Origin of the sequence: Microbacterium sp. CFBP 13617, from assembly GCF_014839445.1 — a bacterium.
Classification (GTDB): Bacteria; Actinomycetota; Actinomycetes; order Actinomycetales; family Microbacteriaceae; genus Microbacterium.
The window spans coordinates 740,240-756,652 of record NZ_JACYNW010000002.1; the positions used below are offsets into that span (position 1 = coordinate 740,240).

Consider the following 16,413-nt stretch of genomic DNA (forward strand, 5'->3'; position numbering starts at 1 on the left):
CGGAACGCCCATGTCCGCCACGCCCCTCACCCTGCAGCCGCGTCTCGCGATCGACCCGAGCGTCGACCACGCGATCCAGGCCATCGTCTCCGGCGCCTCGATCGACGCCACCTGCACCACCGACCTCGCGGTCGGCCCGTGGGACTTCGACACTCGCCCGGGCTATGGTCCGGGCTCGTCGATGGGAGACGTCATCCCCACCGGCGCTCCCCGCCAGGGTGAACTGCCGCAGGCGTACCGCGACGCCTCCGACGACGAGCTCGACGCCCGCATCCGCGCGGCGAAAGCGACGCTCGGCGATCGGGTCGTCGTGCTCGGGCACTTCTACCAGCGCGAAGAGGTCGTGCGCCACGCCGACTACGTGGGCGACTCGTTCCAGCTGGCAAACGCCGCGAAGGACCGACCCGAGGCCGAGGCCATCGTGTTCTGCGGCGTGCACTTCATGGCCGAGACCGCCGACCTGCTCTCGCGGCCCGAGCAGGCCGTGATCCTGCCGAACCTCGCCGCCGGCTGCTCCATGGCCGACATGGCCGACATCGATCAGGTCGAGGAGTGCTGGGAGCAGCTCGCCGACGTGCTGGGCGATCTCGACACCCCGGATGCCGAGGGGCTGGTGCCGGTGATCCCGGTGACGTACATGAACTCCAGCGCCGCCATCAAGGGCTTCGTCGGGCGCCACGGCGGCATCGTCTGCACCTCCTCCAACGCCCGGACGGTGCTGGAGTGGGCGTTCGCGCGCGGGCGCCGCGTACTGTTCTTCCCCGACCAGCACCTGGGCCGCAACACCGCCAAGGCCATGGGGGTGCCGCTCGAGCAGATGCCGATGTGGAACCCCCGCAAGCCCCTCGGCGGGTCGTCGGACGCGCAGATCGTCGACAGCCGCGTCGTCCTGTGGCACGGCTTCTGCTCGGTGCACCGACGCTTCACCGTCGAGCAGATCGACCGCGCCCGCGTGGAGCACCCCGGAGTGCGCGTGATCGTGCACCCCGAGTGCCCGATGGACGTCGTCGACGCGGCCGACGAGGCGGGGTCGACCGACCTCATCCGCAAGGCCATCGCCGCGGCCACAGAACCCACCACCTTCGCGATCGGCACCGAGATCAACCTCGTGCAGCGCCTGGCCGCGCAGTATCCGCAGCACGAGATCTTCTGCCTCGACCCCGTCGTCTGCCCCTGCTCGACGATGTACCGCATCCACCCCGGCTACCTCGCGTGGGTGCTCGAGTCGCTCGTCGAGGGCGAGGTCGTCAACCGCATCAGCGTGCCGACCGAGGTCGCGGCCCCGGCCACCGTCGCTCTCGAGCGCATGCTCGCGGCCAAGCCCAGCGGCGCCGTGAAATGACCACGGTCGTCGTCGTCGGCAGTGGCATCGCCGGCCTGACGGCAGCACTCCACGCGGCCGAGAACGGATGCGCGGTGACCGTCGTGACCAAGGGCGCGGTGGCCGACACGAACACGCGCTGGGCCCAGGGCGGCATCGCCGCGGTGACCTCTCCCCTCGATGACGTCGCCTCGCACGCGGCCGACACGCTCACCGCCGGCGTGGGAATGAACGATCCCTCCGCGGTCGACGTGCTGGTGGGCGAGGGGCCGACGCGCATCGTCGAGCTCGTCGCGCGCGGTGTCGCGTTCGACCGGGGCGTCGACGGCGACTTCGCCCGCGGCCTCGAGGCCGCCCACGCCCGTCCCCGCGTGCTGCACGCCGGCGGCGACGCCACCGGAGCCGCGATCCAGGCGGCGCTCGGGGCCGCCGTGCGCGCGGCGGGTGTCGCGGTGCGCGAGCACGCGCTGCTGCACGACCTGATCCTCGACGACGGTCGCGTCACCGGCGTGGAGCTCGCCGACGGCGAGCGCCTCACCGCCGACGCCGTGATCCTCGCGGCGGGCGGTGCGGGCCAGCTCTACGCCCACACGACCAACCCGCTCGGCGCGACCGGTGACGGCATCGCCGCCGCCATCCGGGCCGGCGCCGCCGTCGCCGACCTCGAGTTCGTGCAGTTCCACCCCACCGCTCTCGCGGTGGGCGCGCCGTTCCTCGTATCGGAGGCCGTTCGCGGCGAGGGCGCCGTGCTCATCGATGAGGCGGGTCGGCGCTTCGCCTTTGACGCGCACCCCGACGGCGAGCTCGCTCCGCGCGACGTCGTCGCCCGCGCGAACGCCCGAGCCATGGCCGCGCAGGACGGCCGACCCGTGCGGCTGGATGCCACCGCCCTCGGCGCCGCGCGTCTCGCCGAGCGCTTCCCCACGATCGACGCCGCCGTGCGCGAACGCGGGCTCGACTGGGCGCGCGACCCGATCGCCGTGACCCCCGCGGCGCACTACCTCATGGGCGGTGTGGTGACCGACCTCGACGGACGCAGCAGCGTGCCGGGCCTGTACGCGGTGGGTGAGACGGCGCGCACCGGAGTGCACGGCGCGAACCGCCTGGCATCCAACTCGCTGCTCGAGGGGGCCGTGTTCGGCGCCCGCGCCGGAGACGCGGTCGCGCGTGACGAGGCGTGGCCCGAGGCCTCCCCCGCGCTGCCGCTGCAGACGTCCGCCCCCACCGAGGCCCCGCCGTTCTCACGTGAAGCCCTGCAGAAGCTCCTGTGGGCCGAGGCCGGACTCGTGCGCGACGGCGCCGGCCTCGCTCGCGCCGCCGGCGTGCTCGCCGCGTGGAGCGCCGAGACCGCATCCCGGTCGATCGAGGACGCCAACCTGCTGCTGGTGGCCACGCACGTCGTCGCTGCCGCCCGCGCCCGCTCGGGCTCGATCGGAGCGCACTTCCGCTCCGACGCCCCGGATGCCGGGACCCCGGCCGCCGCAACACCGGGCACGGTGACACCGGGCACAGTGACACCGGGCACAGTGACACCGGGCACAGTGACACCGGGCACGGCGACCCGGGGCGCCCGCACGCGGGATGCCTCGCCGCCGCGACCCGACGTCTCGCCTTCGGCCCCGGCATCCCGTCCCCGTCCCCAGGAGGTCTCCGCATGCTGACCCGCACCGCCATCGACCGCGTCGTCTCGGCCGCGCTCGACGAAGACGCCCCGTGGGGCGACCTCACCAGCGAAACGCTGATCCCCGAGCACGCCCCCGCGCGGGCCGAGCTGGTCGCCCGGGTGCCCGGCGTCTTCAGCGGCGGTGCGGTGTTCACGGCCGCGTTCACGCTGACCGACCCCTCGGTCGTCGTCGAGATGCGCGTGGCCGACGGCGCCGCCTTCGCGCCCGGCGACACGCTCGCCGTCGTCACGGGCCCCGCGCGGGCGGTGCTGACGGCCGAGCGGATCGGCCTCAACTTCGTGCAGCGCATGGCGGGCATCGCCACCCTCACCCGTCGCTACGTCGACGAGGTCGCGCACACCGGCGCGCGCATCGTGGACACCCGCAAGACCACCCCGGGCCTGCGCGCGATCGAGCGCCAGGCCGTGCGTGACGGCGGAGGCCACAACCACCGTTTCTCACTGTCCGACGCGGTGATGGCGAAAGACAACCACCTCGCCGTGCTCACCGCCAGCGGGATGTCGGTGACGCAGGCCCTCGAGAGCGCGATCGCCCGACTCCCCCACACGACCCACGTCGAGGTCGAGGTCGACCGCCTCGACCAGATCGACGCCGTGCTCGCCGCCGGGGTCGGCACGATCATGCTCGACAACTTCTCGCTCGACGACCTCCGCGTCGGCGTCGCCCGCATCGCCGGAGCCGCCCAGGTCGAGGCGTCGGGAGGGGTGAGCCTCGACACCGTGCGGGCCATCGCCGAGACCGGCGTCGACGTCATCTCGGTCGGCGCCCTCACCCACTCCGCGCCCTCGCTCGACCTCGGGCTGGACATCCGCATCGAGACGGCGTGACCCTCTACCTCGACAACGCCGCCACCACCCCCGTGCGCCCCGAGGTGCTCGAGGCCATGGCGCCCTACCTCACGCGGTTCTTCGGCAACCCGTCGAGCCATCACGAGATCGGCGAGGCCGCGGCATCCGCCCTCGACGACGCCCGCTCGCGGGTCGCCCGGGTGCTCGGCCTGCGCGCCGGAGACGTCATGTTCACCTCGGGAGGCACCGAATCCAACAACGCGGCCCTCAAGGGTCTCGTGCTGGGCTCGGGGCGCCGGCACCTCGTCACCACCGCGATCGAACACGAGTCGGTGCTCGCCTCGGCCGACTACCTCGCCCGTTTCCACGGCACCGAGGTCACCTACGCCCCCGTCAATGCCGCCGGCACGCTGACCCCCGACGCCCTCGCCGACGTGCTGCGCGACGAGACCGCCCTGGTCAGCGTGGGCTACGCGAACAACGAGGTGGGCACGATCCAGGATGCCGCCGCCCTCGCCGCCGTCGCCCACGCCCGGGGGGTCCCCCTGCACCTCGACGCCGTCCAGGCCGCCGGGTGGCTGCCGCTGGCGGGGCTCGGGGCCGATGCGATCACCGTCGCCGGTCACAAGATCGGCGCACCGAAGGGCACCGGGATCCTCGCCGTGCGCGGCCGGCTCCCTTTCGAACCGCTCCTGCACGGCGGCGGTCAGGAGCGCGGTCGCCGCTCCGGCACCCCCGACGTCGCGGGGGCCGTCGCGATCGCCACCGCGTTGACCCTGGCCGAGGACGAGCGCGAAGCCGAGGCGCGGCGCGTCTCAGCGCTCCGCGACGCCTTCGTCGCCCGTGTGCTCGCGCTCGTTCCGGGAGCGCGCCTCACCGGCCACCCCGAGCGACGACTGCCCGGCACCGCGAGCTTCGTGTTCCCCGGCACGAACGGTGAGACGGTGCTGCTCGAGCTCGAACGGCGCGGGGTCGTGTCGTCGAGCGGATCGGCGTGCGCCGCCGGGAGCGACGAGGCGTCGCACGTGCTACTCGCGCTCGGCATCGCGCACGACGAGGCCCGCACCGCCGTGCGCTTCACCCTGCCGCGAGGGCTCACCGGATCTCTCGACCCCGTAGCGAATGCCGTCGTCGCCGCGGTCGCCGCCGTAGGATCACGCGGGTGAGTTCCACCGCCGTCACCGTCATCATCCCCGGCTTCGACGTGGCGGACTTCGCCGAGGAGGCGCTCGACTCCGTCCGCGGCCAGACGCACTCGAACTGGACCGCCGTCCTCGTCGACGACGCCTCCACCGATGACACGACCCGCATCTTCGCTGACGCCGCAGCCGCCGACGCCCGCTTCCGCGTCGTGCGCCACGAGGAGCAGCGCGGCCTCGGCGCCGCCCGCAACACCGGCCTCGCCGAGGTCGACACCCCCTACACGGCCTTCCTCGACGCCGACGACCGCTATCGCCCCGACGCCCTGGCACGCCTCGCCGACACCCTCGACCGCACCGGCAGCGACTTCGTCGTGGGTGCGTACGTGCGCCTGCGCCCGGATGCCGACGGCCCCGGCTACACGGCCGGCGACGTGCAGCCGTGGGTCGCCGCCGCCACCGACCCGGCGCGGCAGCGCACCACGCTGACGGAGCACCCGGCGGTATCCGGGAACATCGTCGCGTGGTCGAAGCTGAGCCGCACCGCCTTCTGGCGCGCGCACGACCTGCGCTTCCCCGAGGGCCGCTACTACGAAGACCAGGTGCTCGCGCAGCGCATGTACACGCTCGCGTCGGCGTTCGACGTGGTGCCCGACGTCGTCGTCGACTGGCGGGAACGCCGCGATGGCGGATCGATCACTCAACGCCTGGCCGAGGTGGGCGTGCTGCGCGACTACCTCGACGCCCTGGGCGAGGGCATCGCGCTGCTGCGCGCCGCCGGCGCCGACGCGGCCGTTCGCGAGCGTGGAGCGCTCATTCGCACGCTCGATCTTCCGCCCCTGTTGCGGATCTCCGAGGCGCACCCCGACCCGGCGTACCGCATCGCGCTCGAGGCGTTCCTCGAGACGCTGCCGGACTGAGGGCACGCCGCCGGGCGACTCCGCCCGTCGAGCCGTCGGGCGTCCCTTCACTCATCGCCGCGGCCGATCCCGACCCACGACGACGATCGTTCACTCCGGCGGTTCATCCGCCCGGCGGGAGGGCAGTGCCGCGCGGGCGAGGCCCGCCGCGTCGAGCTGCTCGTCAGCGAGGACGAACGAGGCGGCGAGCTGCTCGGCAGCGAGGCTGGAGTACAGCCCGCCCGCTGCGAGCAGTTCGGAGTGGGTACCCGACTCCACGATGCGACCCGCGTCGACGACGTGGATCTGATCGGCGCTGATGACCGTCGACAGGCGGTGCGCGATCGACAGCGTCGTGCGCCCGTGCGATGCGGTCTCGAGGGCCTCCTGCACGATGCGCTCCGACACGGTGTCGAGAGCACTCGTCGCCTCGTCGAGCAGCAGCACGGGAGGGCCTTTGAGCAGCACGCGCGCGATCGCGATGCGCTGCTTCTCGCCGCCCGAGAGGCGGTATCCGCGCTCACCGACGACGGTGTCGTATCCGGCTTCGAAGCCGGCGATGACGTGGTGGATGTTCGCGGCGCGGCAGGCGGCCTCGATCTCGTCGTCGGAGGCCTCGGGGCGGGCGTAGCGCAGGTTCTCGCGCACCGTCGCGTGGAACAGGTACGTCTCTTGCGACACGATGCCGATCTCGTCGACGATCGAGGCCCGATCAAGGTCGCGCACGTCGGCTCCCGAGAACAGCACCGCCCCGCCTGACGCTTCGTACATGCGCGGCGTCAGGTACAGGATCGTGGTCTTGCCCGCCCCCGAGGGCCCCACGAACGCCACGTGCTGCCCGGGTTCGACGGTGAACGAGATCCCGTCGAGCGTGGGCCGCGCGTTCGCGGGTGCGTCGGGGTAGCGGAACTCCACGTCGCGGAACTCGACCCGCCCGACCGGACCGGGCGCGGCCGAGACCGGTAGGGCGTCGGGGACGTCGACGATGGCCGGCCGCAGGTCGAGGTACTCGAAGATGCGGGCGAACAGCGCCGACGAGGTCTGCACGTCGAGCGCCACGCGCATGAGCCCCATCAGCGGCATGAGCAGCCGCGCCTGCACGGTCGTGAAGGCCACGATGGTGCCGGCGGTGATGGCACCCGCGCCACCGGCGATGAGATACCCCGCGACGAGGTAGATCACGGCGGGGACGCTCGACATGATGACCTGGACCACCGCGAAGAAGCCCTGGCCGCTCATCGCGCGCCGCACCTGCAGGTGCACCTGGTTGTCGTTCTCGGCGTCGAAGCGTGCCGACTCGGTGCGCTGGCGGTTGAACGACTTCGACAGCAGGATGCCGGACACGCTCAACGTCTCTTGAGTGATCGCCGAGAGCTCCGACAGGGACTCCTGCGTCTCGCCCGCGATGCGCGCGCGCACCTGCCCCACCCGGCGCTGCACGAAGATGAGGAACGGCATGAGCGCGACGGCGATGAGGGTCAGTCGCCAATCGATGAGGATCATCGCCACGAGCGAGGCGATCACCGTCACCGCGTTGCCGAGGATGCTGGTGACCGTGTTGGTCAGCACGCCCGAGACGCCGCCGACGTCGTTCTGCAGACGCGACTGGATGACGCCCGTCTTCGTGCGGGTGAAGAACCCGAGCTCCATCGATTGCAGGTGGTCGAACAGGCGCGTGCGCAGATCGCCCGTCACGCGGTTGCCCACGGTCGCCGTGAACCACGTCTGCCCCACGTTCAGCCCCGCCGACACCAGGAACAGCACCATCATGATGCTGACCAGCACGGCGAGCAGCTGCAGATCGGGGCGGGACCCGTCGATCGGGAAGAGCGCATCGTCGAAGATGCGCTGCACCAGCAGCGGCGGGATGACCGCGATCGCCGCCCCCACCACCACGAGCACCGCCGTCATGACGATGCGACCGCGATAGGGCCGGAACAGGTCGACGACCCGCCGCCCGAGGTTCGCGACGCGCGGTGCCTGGGAGTTGCGTCGGCGCTGTTCGGCGGCGTCCACGCCGCGGAACATGCTTCCGCCTACTCCACCCGGGGTCATGCGGGCCAGCCTACGTCCGACCGCCGACACCGGCTCCCGCCCGGGCACCGCGGCGGGCGGCCGCGAGACCCCGCCCCGCGCTTCCCCGACATCGTCCCGGCGAATTTCTCTCGACGTCGGAATATCCCGCCGACCGCCGCCGTTCGGTCTGAGGCACGTCGCCTCTCCGGCGCCACGAAGCCCCCCGCACGAAAAGGACCTCGTCATGGCTGCCACCGGCACCCCCGTCGCTTCCCCGCCCGCCACCGCCTCGGGCGTGACCACCGAGCAGAGCCGCGTCATCTGGCTGCTGCTCACCGCCGCGTTCGTCGCGATCCTCAACGAGACGACGATGAACGTCGCCATCCCGTTCCTCATTCGCGACCTGGGCATCACGGCCGTCGCCGCGCAGTGGCTGACCACCGCGTTCATGCTGACGATGGCCGTCGTCATCCCGATCACGGGCTTCCTGCTGCAGCGTTTCACCACGCGTCAGGTCTTCATCGCGGCGATGTCGCTGTTCTCGACCGGCACGCTCGTGGCCTTCCTCGCCCCCGGCTTCGAAGTTCTCGTCGTCGCCCGCGTCATCCAGGCCTCGGGGACGGCCATCATGATGCCGCTGCTGATGACCACGATCATGACGATCGTGCCGCCGCAGCAGCGCGGACGCATGATGGGGCGCGTCAGCATCGTCATGGCGCTCGCCCCCGCGATCGGCCCGACCATGTCGGGGCTCGTGCTCCAGTCGCTCGGGTGGCACTGGATCTTCGGCATCGTGCTGCCCATCGCCCTGGTCGCCCTCTTCGTGGGCGCTCGCTGGATCCACAACCTCGGCGAGACCCGCAACGCCCCCATCGACATCCCGTCGGTTGTCCTCTCGGCGCTCGGCTTCGGCGGCCTCGTGTTCGGCCTCAGCCAGATCGGCGGCGGCCATGGTTCCGACCCGGATGCCGCGTCGACCTCGCTCGTGACCCTCATCGCCTCGCTCGCGGTGGGTGTGATCGGACTGGGCCTCTTCGTCTGGCGTCAGACACGGCTCCAGCGCAGCGACAGCGCCCTGCTCGACCTGCGCGTGTTCCGCTCCCGCAACTTCACCCTCTCGGTGGCGCAGCTCGGCGTGATGTCGATGGCGTTCTTCGGCGCGATCACGCTGCTGCCCCTCTACCTGCAGACGGTGCTCGAGAAGACGCCCCTCGAGACGGGCCTGGCCGTGCTGCCCGGCTCTCTCGCGATGGGCCTCGCGGGTCCCGTGATCGGGCGCATCTACGACCGCTTCGGCACGCAGGTGCTGCTCGTGCCGGGCGCCGTGATCACCAGCGGCTCGCTGTGGTTCTACACGACCGTTGGCACCGACACCCCGTTCGCGCTGCTCATCGCGGTGCAGACCGTCATGATGATCGGTCTCGCGCTGTCGTTCACGCCGCTGTTCACGGCATCCCTCGGTTCGCTCGAGCCCCGGTTCTACTCGTACGGCTCCGCCGTCGTGGGAACCGTGCAGCAGGTCGCCGGCGCCGCCGGTATCGCTCTGCTGGTCACGCTGATGTCGTCGGTCTCGGCCGCGGCGGGCGGGGGCCTCGAGGCCGGAGCTGCGGGAACGCGGGCCGCGTTCCTCGTCGCCGCGATCATCTCGGTGCCCCTGATCGTGGGGGCGTTCCTCATTCGCAAGCCCGCCGATCAGCCCGAGGGCGTGGCGCCGATCGCGCACTGAGGGGCACAACGCCGATCGTGGACGGCGGTGACGACGCGCGACGACGACAGCGCCGGGACGCACGTCCCGAGGTTCAGGTCAGATCACGGTGCGCCGGACGACATGACCACGACGGGCCGGGCGCGCCGGGGGTACAGGCTCAGAGCGAGCAGGAACCGCCGCCGCAGCACTGCGACGCCGCGGGGCGAGACTCGTCCTTCTCTTCGGCGGGAGCGTTCAGAAGCGTGATCAGCGGCTTCGATGCCGAAGTCGTCTCAGACGTGGTGTCAGCGGACATGCGCTCCATGCTACGCCCGCGCAGGACTCCGGCGGGCCGCCGACGGAACCGGGCGATCGACGCAGGTCACCGCTAACGCCGGGGCGCGGCATCCGCAACCCCCGCCCCCGTCCGCGCGGCGGTTTCTAGCGTGGAAGGCGTTCCCGATCGAGAAAGAGAGAGTCGCACCATGACCGATCTCACCGGCAAGCGCATCGCCTTCCTGCTCACCGACGGATTTGAAGACAGCGAGCTCACGAGCCCGTGGGAGGCCGTCACCTCCGCTGGCGCCGAAGCCGTGCTCGTCTCGCCCGCCGACGGCAGCATCACCGGCGAGAAGGGGCACCAGCAGCCCGTCGACCTCGCCGTGGGCTCGGCCTCGGCAGCCGACTTCGATGCCCTCGTGCTGCCCGGCGGCGTGCAGAACGCCGACGACATCCGCATCGTCCAGGATGCCGTGTCCTTCACGCGCGATTTCTTCGACCAGCACAAGCCGGTCGCCGTCATCTGCCACGGGGGCTGGATCCTCACCGAGGCCGACGTGCTGAAGGGCCGCACCCTCACCAGCTACCCGACCTTGAAGACCGACCTGCGAAACGCCGGAGCCACGTGGGTCGACGAGGAGGTGCACGTCGACCAGGGGCTCGTCTCGAGCCGCAACCCCGACGACCTGCCCGCGTTCAACGCCAAGCTCGTCGAAGAGGTCGCCGAGGGGAAGCACTCCGGCCAGACCGCCTGAACGTCTTCGTCGGCAACGGCCCCGGGCTTCGGCTCGGGGCCGTCGTCGTTTCGGCCGAGCGGGCGTCGGTGGGGCGATCGCTCGATTGGTTTCCCGCGAGTCGTGCCCCGAGGCACGCCTCGGTCCCGCGCCCGCCCGACGCGACCCCCGCACGAGACGAGCGGCGGATCAGCCCGGCAGCACCTGGCACGACGGGCAGTACTGCCCGCCGCCCTTCGTACCGGGAATGTCCTCGATCACACCGCCGCAGTCGGGGCAGGGCTCGCCCGTGCGCCCGTGCACCGCCATGGCCGCCACCTTGGCGGCCTTCTGCTGGGCGATGGGGACGCCCCGCCGCGCCAGCACCGCGGCGGTCAGCGTGTCGTGCAGCGCCGCGTGCAACCGCGAGACGTCGTCGCTCGAGAGGCTCGACGCGTGCGCGACGGGCGACAGTCGGGCGGCGAAGAGGATCTCGTCGGAGTACGCGTTGCCGATGCCGGCGAGCGACTCCTGCTCCTGCAGCAGCGCTTTGAGCTGTTTGCGCCGTCCGCCGAGAGCGTGCGCCAGCGCCTCGCGCGAGAACGCGGGGTCGATGGCATCGGGTCCGAGCTTCGCGACCGACGGAACCTCGTTCGCCGCATCGACGACGTGCAACTGCACCGAAAGCCAGTCCCCCGCGTCGGTGATCCCCAGGATGCCGTCGTCGAGCACGAGGCGCGCGATCACCGCTGCCGGTAGGACGGCATCCACCGAACCGGAGCCGGGCTCGGCGTCGGACTCGGCGCCCGCGTCCGTCCACGTCGCCCACCCGGCCCGGCCGAAGCCCACGCCGAGGTGCACGCCGTCGAGATCGAGGTCGAGGTGCTTTCCGTGCCGGGTCACCCCGGTCACGGTGCGCCCCACGAGCTCGTCGAGCGGGCGCGGCCGCGTCTTGAGCGCGCGCCCCTCGACGAGCTCGACGTCGCGCACCACGTGCCCGCCGAGGCGCTCACGCAGGAACAGCGTGAGCGCCTCGACTTCGGGGGCTTCGGGCATGGAACGACCCCGCGCTCAGGCCCCGGGCTCGGGGGCCGTGGGCGTCGTCGCCGGGACGGGAGCAGCCGCAGCGGTGGCCGGGTGCTGCGCGTTCGCGAACGCGTCGGCCATCGCACGGCCCTGGATGATCTGCGTCAGGTCGATGCCGGTCGCCGCGCGCACGGCCTCGAACGACGAGCGCAGGCCTGTTGCCGATTCCGCGGCGAGGTGTCCGCTGGCACCCTCTCCGCCGAGCACCGTGATGGAGCCGACGCGGTCGAACCCCTTCGCGAACTCGGTCATCATCGGCACGAGCGCCTCGAGGGCACGCTGCGCGAGCAGAGCCTCCTGGTTGTGCGCCAGGGCCTCGGCCTCGGCGCGGATCGCCTCGGCGCGGGCCTCACCGGCCAGGCGCACCGACTGCGCGTCGGCCTCGGCGCGCACCCGCACGGCCGCGGCCTCTTGCTCGGCGATCTGCGCGCGGGCCTGCGCGGCCTTGATCTGCGCGTACGAGTCGGCGTCGGCGTTCTTCTGACGCTGGTACAGGTCAGCGTCGGCGACGCGGTTGACCTCGGACTCCAGGCGCGCCTCGGTGTTCTGCGCCTCCTGCTCGAGCACGGCCTGGCGGCGTTCGGCGCGCGCGAGGGCCTCGGCCTGCTCGGCCTCGGCGTTGGCACGGCCGACCTCGGCCTTGGCCGCGGCGCTGTTCTTGTCGAGCGCGGTCTGCTCGATCAGGTTGGCCTCGTCGGTGGCGATCTGGCGCGCGCGGATCTCGCGCACGGCGTTGATGCGGGCGACCTCGGCCTCGCGCTTGACGCGCTCGACCTCGGTGGCACCGAGCGCCGAGATGTAGCCGTTCAGGTCGGTGATGCCCTGGATCTGGAACGAGTCGAGGATGAGCCCCTGCGACGAGAGGTCCTGCTTGATGCCTTCGGCGATCTGGTCCGACAGCCGCTGGCGGTCCCGCATGAGCTCTTCGACGGTCAGGGTCGCGACCACTCCGCGCAGCGCACCCTCGAGCTGCTCGGTGGTGAACTGCTCGATCGCCTTGTCCTGCGAGGCGAAGCGCTCGGCCGCACGACGCACGGATTCGGGGTCGGAGCCGATCTTCACCAGCGCGACACCGCTGACGTTCACGGTGACGCCCGTCGACGACTGCGCCGTGGGCTCCATCTTGATCTGGCGGGCACGGAGCGAGATCATCTCGCCGCGCTGGGTGAGCGGGTTGACGATCGCGCCACCGCCGGTGATGACGGTGATCCGCGACGAGTTGCCGTCAGAGCTCTTCTGGCGCTTACCGACGATGACCAGGGCTTCGTCGGCCTTGGCGACGCGGTACCAGCCGCGGATGATGAGCGAGAGGACCAGGAGGACGACGACCGCCACCACCACGACGATGGCGACGATGACTCCGACGGCTCCCAATGCGGCGAGTTCCATGCTTCTCCTTCGACAGGCGCCGAAAGACCGACGCGGGGGAATTGTCTCCAACCTATCCGGGGGGCCGCAGGCGGTGTCCACCCCTTCTGCGCACGAATCCCGTCGCCGGTCGGGTGGGGAGGAGCGTACCGTTGAGGGTGAGGCGGCCCGAACCGCCGAAAGAAGGGTCCCCCATGAAGATCGTTTCGTCGCAGGACTGGCGGGATGCCATCCGCTTCGACGCCCCTGTCCTCGTCGCCGACGTCGTCCCCGGCGACGCCACCCGCTGCGTCGCCTGTGGAACCGACGGCCGCCTGTACGAGCGCACCGAGCTGTGGGCCGTCAAGCATCGCCATCCCAAGCACCACGACGGATTCGTCCGCTTCTACTGCGAGGAGCACACGCCGGCCGCTGCTCCCCCGCCCCCGGCGCCCGTCGAGCTGAAGCGCACCCGCGCGGCCGCTCCTCGTGCCGAGCGCCGCACGCCCAGCGCCAAGCCCACGCCGATCACCGACCGGCCCGTGCGCACGATGTGCCCCGACTGCTTCGTCGAGGTGTCCGTCGGCGGCGACTGCGGGATGTGCGGAGCCCAGGTCGTCTGACGCTCGCAGAAAACGAACCGCCCCGCCGCTTCCGCGACGGGGCGGTCGTGCGTCAGAGCGCCGAGATCGTCCAGCTCGCCTCGTGCGACGCTCCTGGGGCGAGGGCGACCACCCCGGTGTCGAAGTCGTAGGCGTCGTCGTTGAACGCGTCGGGCGCGCAGGTCATGGGCTCCACGGCGAGTCCCGCGCGGTGCCCGGGCGTTCCAGGGCCGGCGGGCAGGTCGGCGGTGTGGATCTGCACCCAGGCGCACGCGGCGTCCCAGCTCATGGCCACTCCCGTGCCCGACGGATCGATGAGGGTCACCGTCGCCCGTGAACCGGCATCCCGCACCAGGTCGGTGTACGCGTGGTCGATCTCGACCGCGCCGAGCACGCGGGGCGCGCGGAAGTCGAAGCGTTCGGCATCGACGGCGACGGATGCCAGCGCCACGGGTGCGAGTCGGTCCGGCGTCACCTCGAGCACGGTGTCGGCCGGCAGTCCCAGGGTCCAGGCGTCCAGCGGCGCGGAGCCGGCGACGAGGTAGGGGTGGGGACCGGTCCCCCACGGCGCCGGAGTGTCGGCGAGGTTCGTGGCACGCACGGTCTGGGTCAGGCCGTCGGCGCCGAGGCGGTAGGTGGTCGAGACGACGAGCCACCACGGGTACCCGGCCTGCGCCGGCACGGCCGCCGTCAGCGTGACGGCGTCGGCAGTGGCATCCGAGACGTTCCAGCTGACCCACGACAACAGGCCGTGCAGGGCGTGACCGCGATCGGGTTCGGTGAGGGCGAGCTGGTGCTCGGCTCCTCCGAAGCGATGAATTCCGTCGACGATCCGGTTCGGCCACGGGGCGAGGGTCGTCCCGCGGTAGGCGGGGCGCAGCTCGTCGGCGTCGAACGGCACGACGAGATCGCGCCCCTCGTGGGTGAGGGAGCGCAGCGAGGCGCCGACGCTGGCGATCGCGGCCTCATAGCCGTGGGCGCGCAGGACGACGGGGGTGCCCGAGACGACAGTGGGGGTCTCGGTGGGAGCGGCATCGGTCATCCCGCCATTATCCCGGCCCGCCGCGTCGGCTCCCGCACCGTAAAACGACGAATGCCCCGATCCGCACGGGACCGGGGCATTCGGGGAGGGCGACTTACTTGAAGGCGTCCTTGACGTTTTCGCCGGCCTTCTTGACGTTGGCCTTGCTCTGATCGGCCTGACCCTCGGCTTCGAGGCGCTCGTTGTCGGTCGCCTTACCGAAAGCTTCCTTGGCCTTGCCGGTGATGTCCTCTGCGGCGTTCTTGATCTTGTCGTCGAGTCCCATGTCGGCTCCTCCCATTAGGTATGCGGGTAATTCCCGTTGACATCACGGTAGATCGCCGTCCTTTCGGGCTCGGGGGGCTTGAAATTCGTCGCGACCTGAGCAAGCCGACCGGGTTAGGTTCGAAGCGTGCGCCCTGACCCTCGCCTCATCCCGTCGATCCAGGTTGCGCCGTGAGCGCGTCGTCCGGCCCGGGAACGCTCGACGACCTCGTCGACCTTCTCGACGAGTCGCCCGGCGCGCAGCGCGGGAGTGGACGAGCCGGTCGGATCGCCCTCGTCACGTTCGTCGTCGTGGTTCTGATGGTGCTCGCCGGCGGCGGCGGATACGTGTGGTGGGCGTCCTCCGCCGCCCTCCCCGCACCGACCGTCACCTCGGAGGCATCGGCCGTCGCGCCCGGCGCGCCCGCGGCGATCGCCCTTCCCGCCGAGGGGGCCATGCTCGTGAGCGTGGCGGGCGGAGAGGACTACCTCGGGCCCGATGCCGCCGGCGCCTTCGCCTCGTCGGGCGGCAACGATCCGCGGCCCCTCGCGAGCGTCACGAAGCTCATCACGGCGATGGTCGTGCTCGATGCGCACCCGCTCGACGGGCCGAACGACCCCGGACCGACCATCTCGTTCACCGAGGCCGACACCGATCTCTACGACCAGTTCTACGTGCAGGGCGTCACGATCGCCCGCATGCCCGACGGCACGTCGATGTCGCAGCGCGATGCGATGGCGACGATGCTCCTGCCGTCCGCGAGCAACTACGCCGTGGCCCTGGCCCGCTGGGGCTTCGGCTCGGAGGGCGCTTTCGTGCAGGCGGCCCGGTCGTGGCTGAGCGCGAAAGGGCTGAACGACACCCGGATCGTGGATGCCACGGGCGTCGACGAACGCAACAGCAGCACGCCCGGTGACCTCGTCGCCCTCGGCCGCCTCGCCGCCGCCGATCCGGTGATCGCGACCCTCACCGCCACCCGCTCGATCAGCGTCGTCGGTCCGGGAACGGTCACGAACACCAACGACCTGCTCGGAACGCTCGGCGTCAACGGGCTGAAGACCGGCAACCTCGGCGACGGCCTGTTCAACCTGCTGTTCACGTCGACCCTCGACGTGGGCGTCAGTGGACCGTTGAAGATCACGGGAGTGCGCATGGGCGGGGCGACGCACGACAGCACCGACGCCGACGTGCGCGCGCTGCTGCAGAGCATCGAAGACGGGTTCCACGATGTCTCCGTCGGCCGATTGGGCGATGAGGTCGGTACGATCACCACGCCGTGGGGGTCCACGGCCACCATCGTGCTCGCGAAGAACGCCGCATTGCGAACCTGGTCGGACACCCCCGTCGCCGCCTCGCTCGTCACCGTCGCTCCGCGCAGCTACGCCGACGGCGAGGTCGTCGGCACCGTCACCTGGACCGCCGGCCCGAACACGGCGAGCGCCGACGTGAAGATCTCCGGCACCATCGAGGAGCCCACGCTCTGGTGGCGGCTGACCCACCCGGGCGACCTGGGCTGAGGGGCCGGGGTTTCCGGCATCCGGGGTCCGCGGCCGCGGCCGTCCCCG

Annotated in this window: 15 protein-coding genes; 9 read left to right on the forward strand and 6 right to left on the reverse strand. The window is 71.7% G+C overall.

Going from position 1 to position 16,413, the window contains the following annotated elements; all coding sequences use genetic code 11:
- Positions 1-10 precede the first annotated feature (10 nt).
- Genes nadA through IFU40_RS08190 form a run of 5 tightly spaced genes read left to right on the forward strand, consistent with a single transcriptional unit; the run spans position 11 to position 5,853 of the window.
- Entirely contained in the window at positions 11-1,342 is a 1,332-nt protein-coding gene (gene nadA / locus IFU40_RS08170) for a quinolinate synthase NadA (protein ID WP_191925992.1), read from the forward strand.
- Complete coding sequence (nadB, locus tag IFU40_RS08175) at positions 1,339-2,982, forward strand: L-aspartate oxidase (RefSeq protein ID WP_191925993.1); 1,644 nt, start codon at positions 1,339-1,341, stop codon at positions 2,980-2,982. Before nadA ends, nadB begins: the two co-directional genes overlap by 4 nt.
- Positions 2,976-3,833 (forward strand): carboxylating nicotinate-nucleotide diphosphorylase, encoded by an 858-nt coding sequence (gene nadC, locus IFU40_RS08180; RefSeq protein ID WP_191925994.1) that lies wholly within the window; start codon positions 2,976-2,978, stop codon positions 3,831-3,833. The genes nadB and nadC overlap by 7 nt, the downstream gene beginning before the upstream one ends.
- A complete protein-coding gene (locus IFU40_RS08185) occupies positions 3,830-4,960 on the forward strand; it encodes an aminotransferase class V-fold PLP-dependent enzyme (RefSeq protein WP_191925995.1) in 1,131 nt (376 codons plus the stop codon). Before nadC ends, IFU40_RS08185 begins: the two co-directional genes overlap by 4 nt.
- The gene (locus IFU40_RS08190) at positions 4,957-5,853 is read left to right on the forward strand and encodes a glycosyltransferase (protein WP_191925996.1); all 897 of its coding nucleotides are present in this window, start codon (positions 4,957-4,959) and stop codon (positions 5,851-5,853) included. The genes IFU40_RS08185 and IFU40_RS08190 overlap by 4 nt, the downstream gene beginning before the upstream one ends.
- A 90-nt stretch (positions 5,854-5,943) precedes the next feature.
- Here IFU40_RS08190 and IFU40_RS08195 read toward each other — a convergent pair whose 3' ends face one another.
- A complete protein-coding gene (locus IFU40_RS08195) occupies positions 5,944-7,860 on the reverse strand; it encodes an ABC transporter ATP-binding protein (RefSeq protein ID WP_249404108.1) in 1,917 nt (638 codons plus the stop codon).
- A gap of 232 nt (positions 7,861-8,092) precedes the next feature.
- On the opposite strand from IFU40_RS08195, the gene IFU40_RS08200 reads away from it, so the two are divergent.
- Complete coding sequence (locus IFU40_RS08200) at positions 8,093-9,574, forward strand: MDR family MFS transporter (protein ID WP_191925998.1); 1,482 nt, start codon at positions 8,093-8,095, stop codon at positions 9,572-9,574.
- A 139-nt stretch (positions 9,575-9,713) separates the two neighbouring features.
- Here the strand turns inward: IFU40_RS08200 and IFU40_RS08205 are convergent, their stop codons facing one another.
- Positions 9,714-9,851 carry a hypothetical protein gene (locus tag IFU40_RS08205; RefSeq protein WP_191925999.1) on the reverse strand — a complete coding sequence of 46 codons (138 nt, stop codon included), beginning with the start codon at positions 9,849-9,851 and terminating at the stop codon, positions 9,714-9,716.
- Between the two features lie 169 nt (positions 9,852-10,020).
- On the opposite strand from IFU40_RS08205, the gene IFU40_RS08210 reads away from it, so the two are divergent.
- Positions 10,021-10,569: a type 1 glutamine amidotransferase domain-containing protein gene (locus IFU40_RS08210; protein WP_055836152.1), complete on the forward strand. Its 549-nt coding sequence runs from the start codon at positions 10,021-10,023 to the stop codon at positions 10,567-10,569.
- Positions 10,570-10,737: 168 nt separating this feature from the next.
- Here the strand turns inward: IFU40_RS08210 and IFU40_RS08215 are convergent, their stop codons facing one another.
- Both IFU40_RS08215 and IFU40_RS08220 read right to left on the reverse strand, forming a co-directional pair.
- The gene (locus IFU40_RS08215; RefSeq protein ID WP_191926000.1) at positions 10,738-11,583 is read right to left on the reverse strand and encodes a DNA-formamidopyrimidine glycosylase family protein; all 846 of its coding nucleotides are present in this window, start codon (positions 11,581-11,583) and stop codon (positions 10,738-10,740) included.
- 15 nt (positions 11,584-11,598) lie between these two features.
- The gene (locus IFU40_RS08220) at positions 11,599-13,002 is read right to left on the reverse strand and encodes a flotillin family protein (RefSeq protein WP_191926001.1); all 1,404 of its coding nucleotides are present in this window, start codon (positions 13,000-13,002) and stop codon (positions 11,599-11,601) included.
- A 173-nt stretch (positions 13,003-13,175) separates the two neighbouring features.
- Here IFU40_RS08220 and IFU40_RS08225 point away from each other — a divergent pair, with 173 nt between their 5' ends.
- On the forward strand, positions 13,176-13,583 hold the full coding sequence (locus IFU40_RS08225) for a glucose-6-phosphate dehydrogenase (protein ID WP_191926002.1): 408 nt from the start codon (positions 13,176-13,178) through the stop codon (positions 13,581-13,583).
- A gap of 52 nt (positions 13,584-13,635) precedes the next feature.
- Here the strand turns inward: IFU40_RS08225 and IFU40_RS08230 are convergent, their stop codons facing one another.
- Entirely contained in the window at positions 13,636-14,604 is a 969-nt protein-coding gene (locus tag IFU40_RS08230) for an aldose 1-epimerase family protein (protein WP_191926003.1), read from the reverse strand.
- 94 nt (positions 14,605-14,698) lie between these two features.
- Complete coding sequence (locus IFU40_RS08235; RefSeq protein WP_055836137.1) at positions 14,699-14,869, reverse strand: CsbD family protein; 171 nt, start codon at positions 14,867-14,869, stop codon at positions 14,699-14,701.
- A 170-nt stretch (positions 14,870-15,039) separates the two neighbouring features.
- Here IFU40_RS08235 and IFU40_RS08240 point away from each other — a divergent pair, with 170 nt between their 5' ends.
- On the forward strand, positions 15,040-16,365 hold the full coding sequence (locus IFU40_RS08240; RefSeq protein ID WP_342343499.1) for a D-alanyl-D-alanine carboxypeptidase family protein: 1,326 nt from the start codon (positions 15,040-15,042) through the stop codon (positions 16,363-16,365).
- Positions 16,366-16,413: the final 48 nt, after the last annotated feature.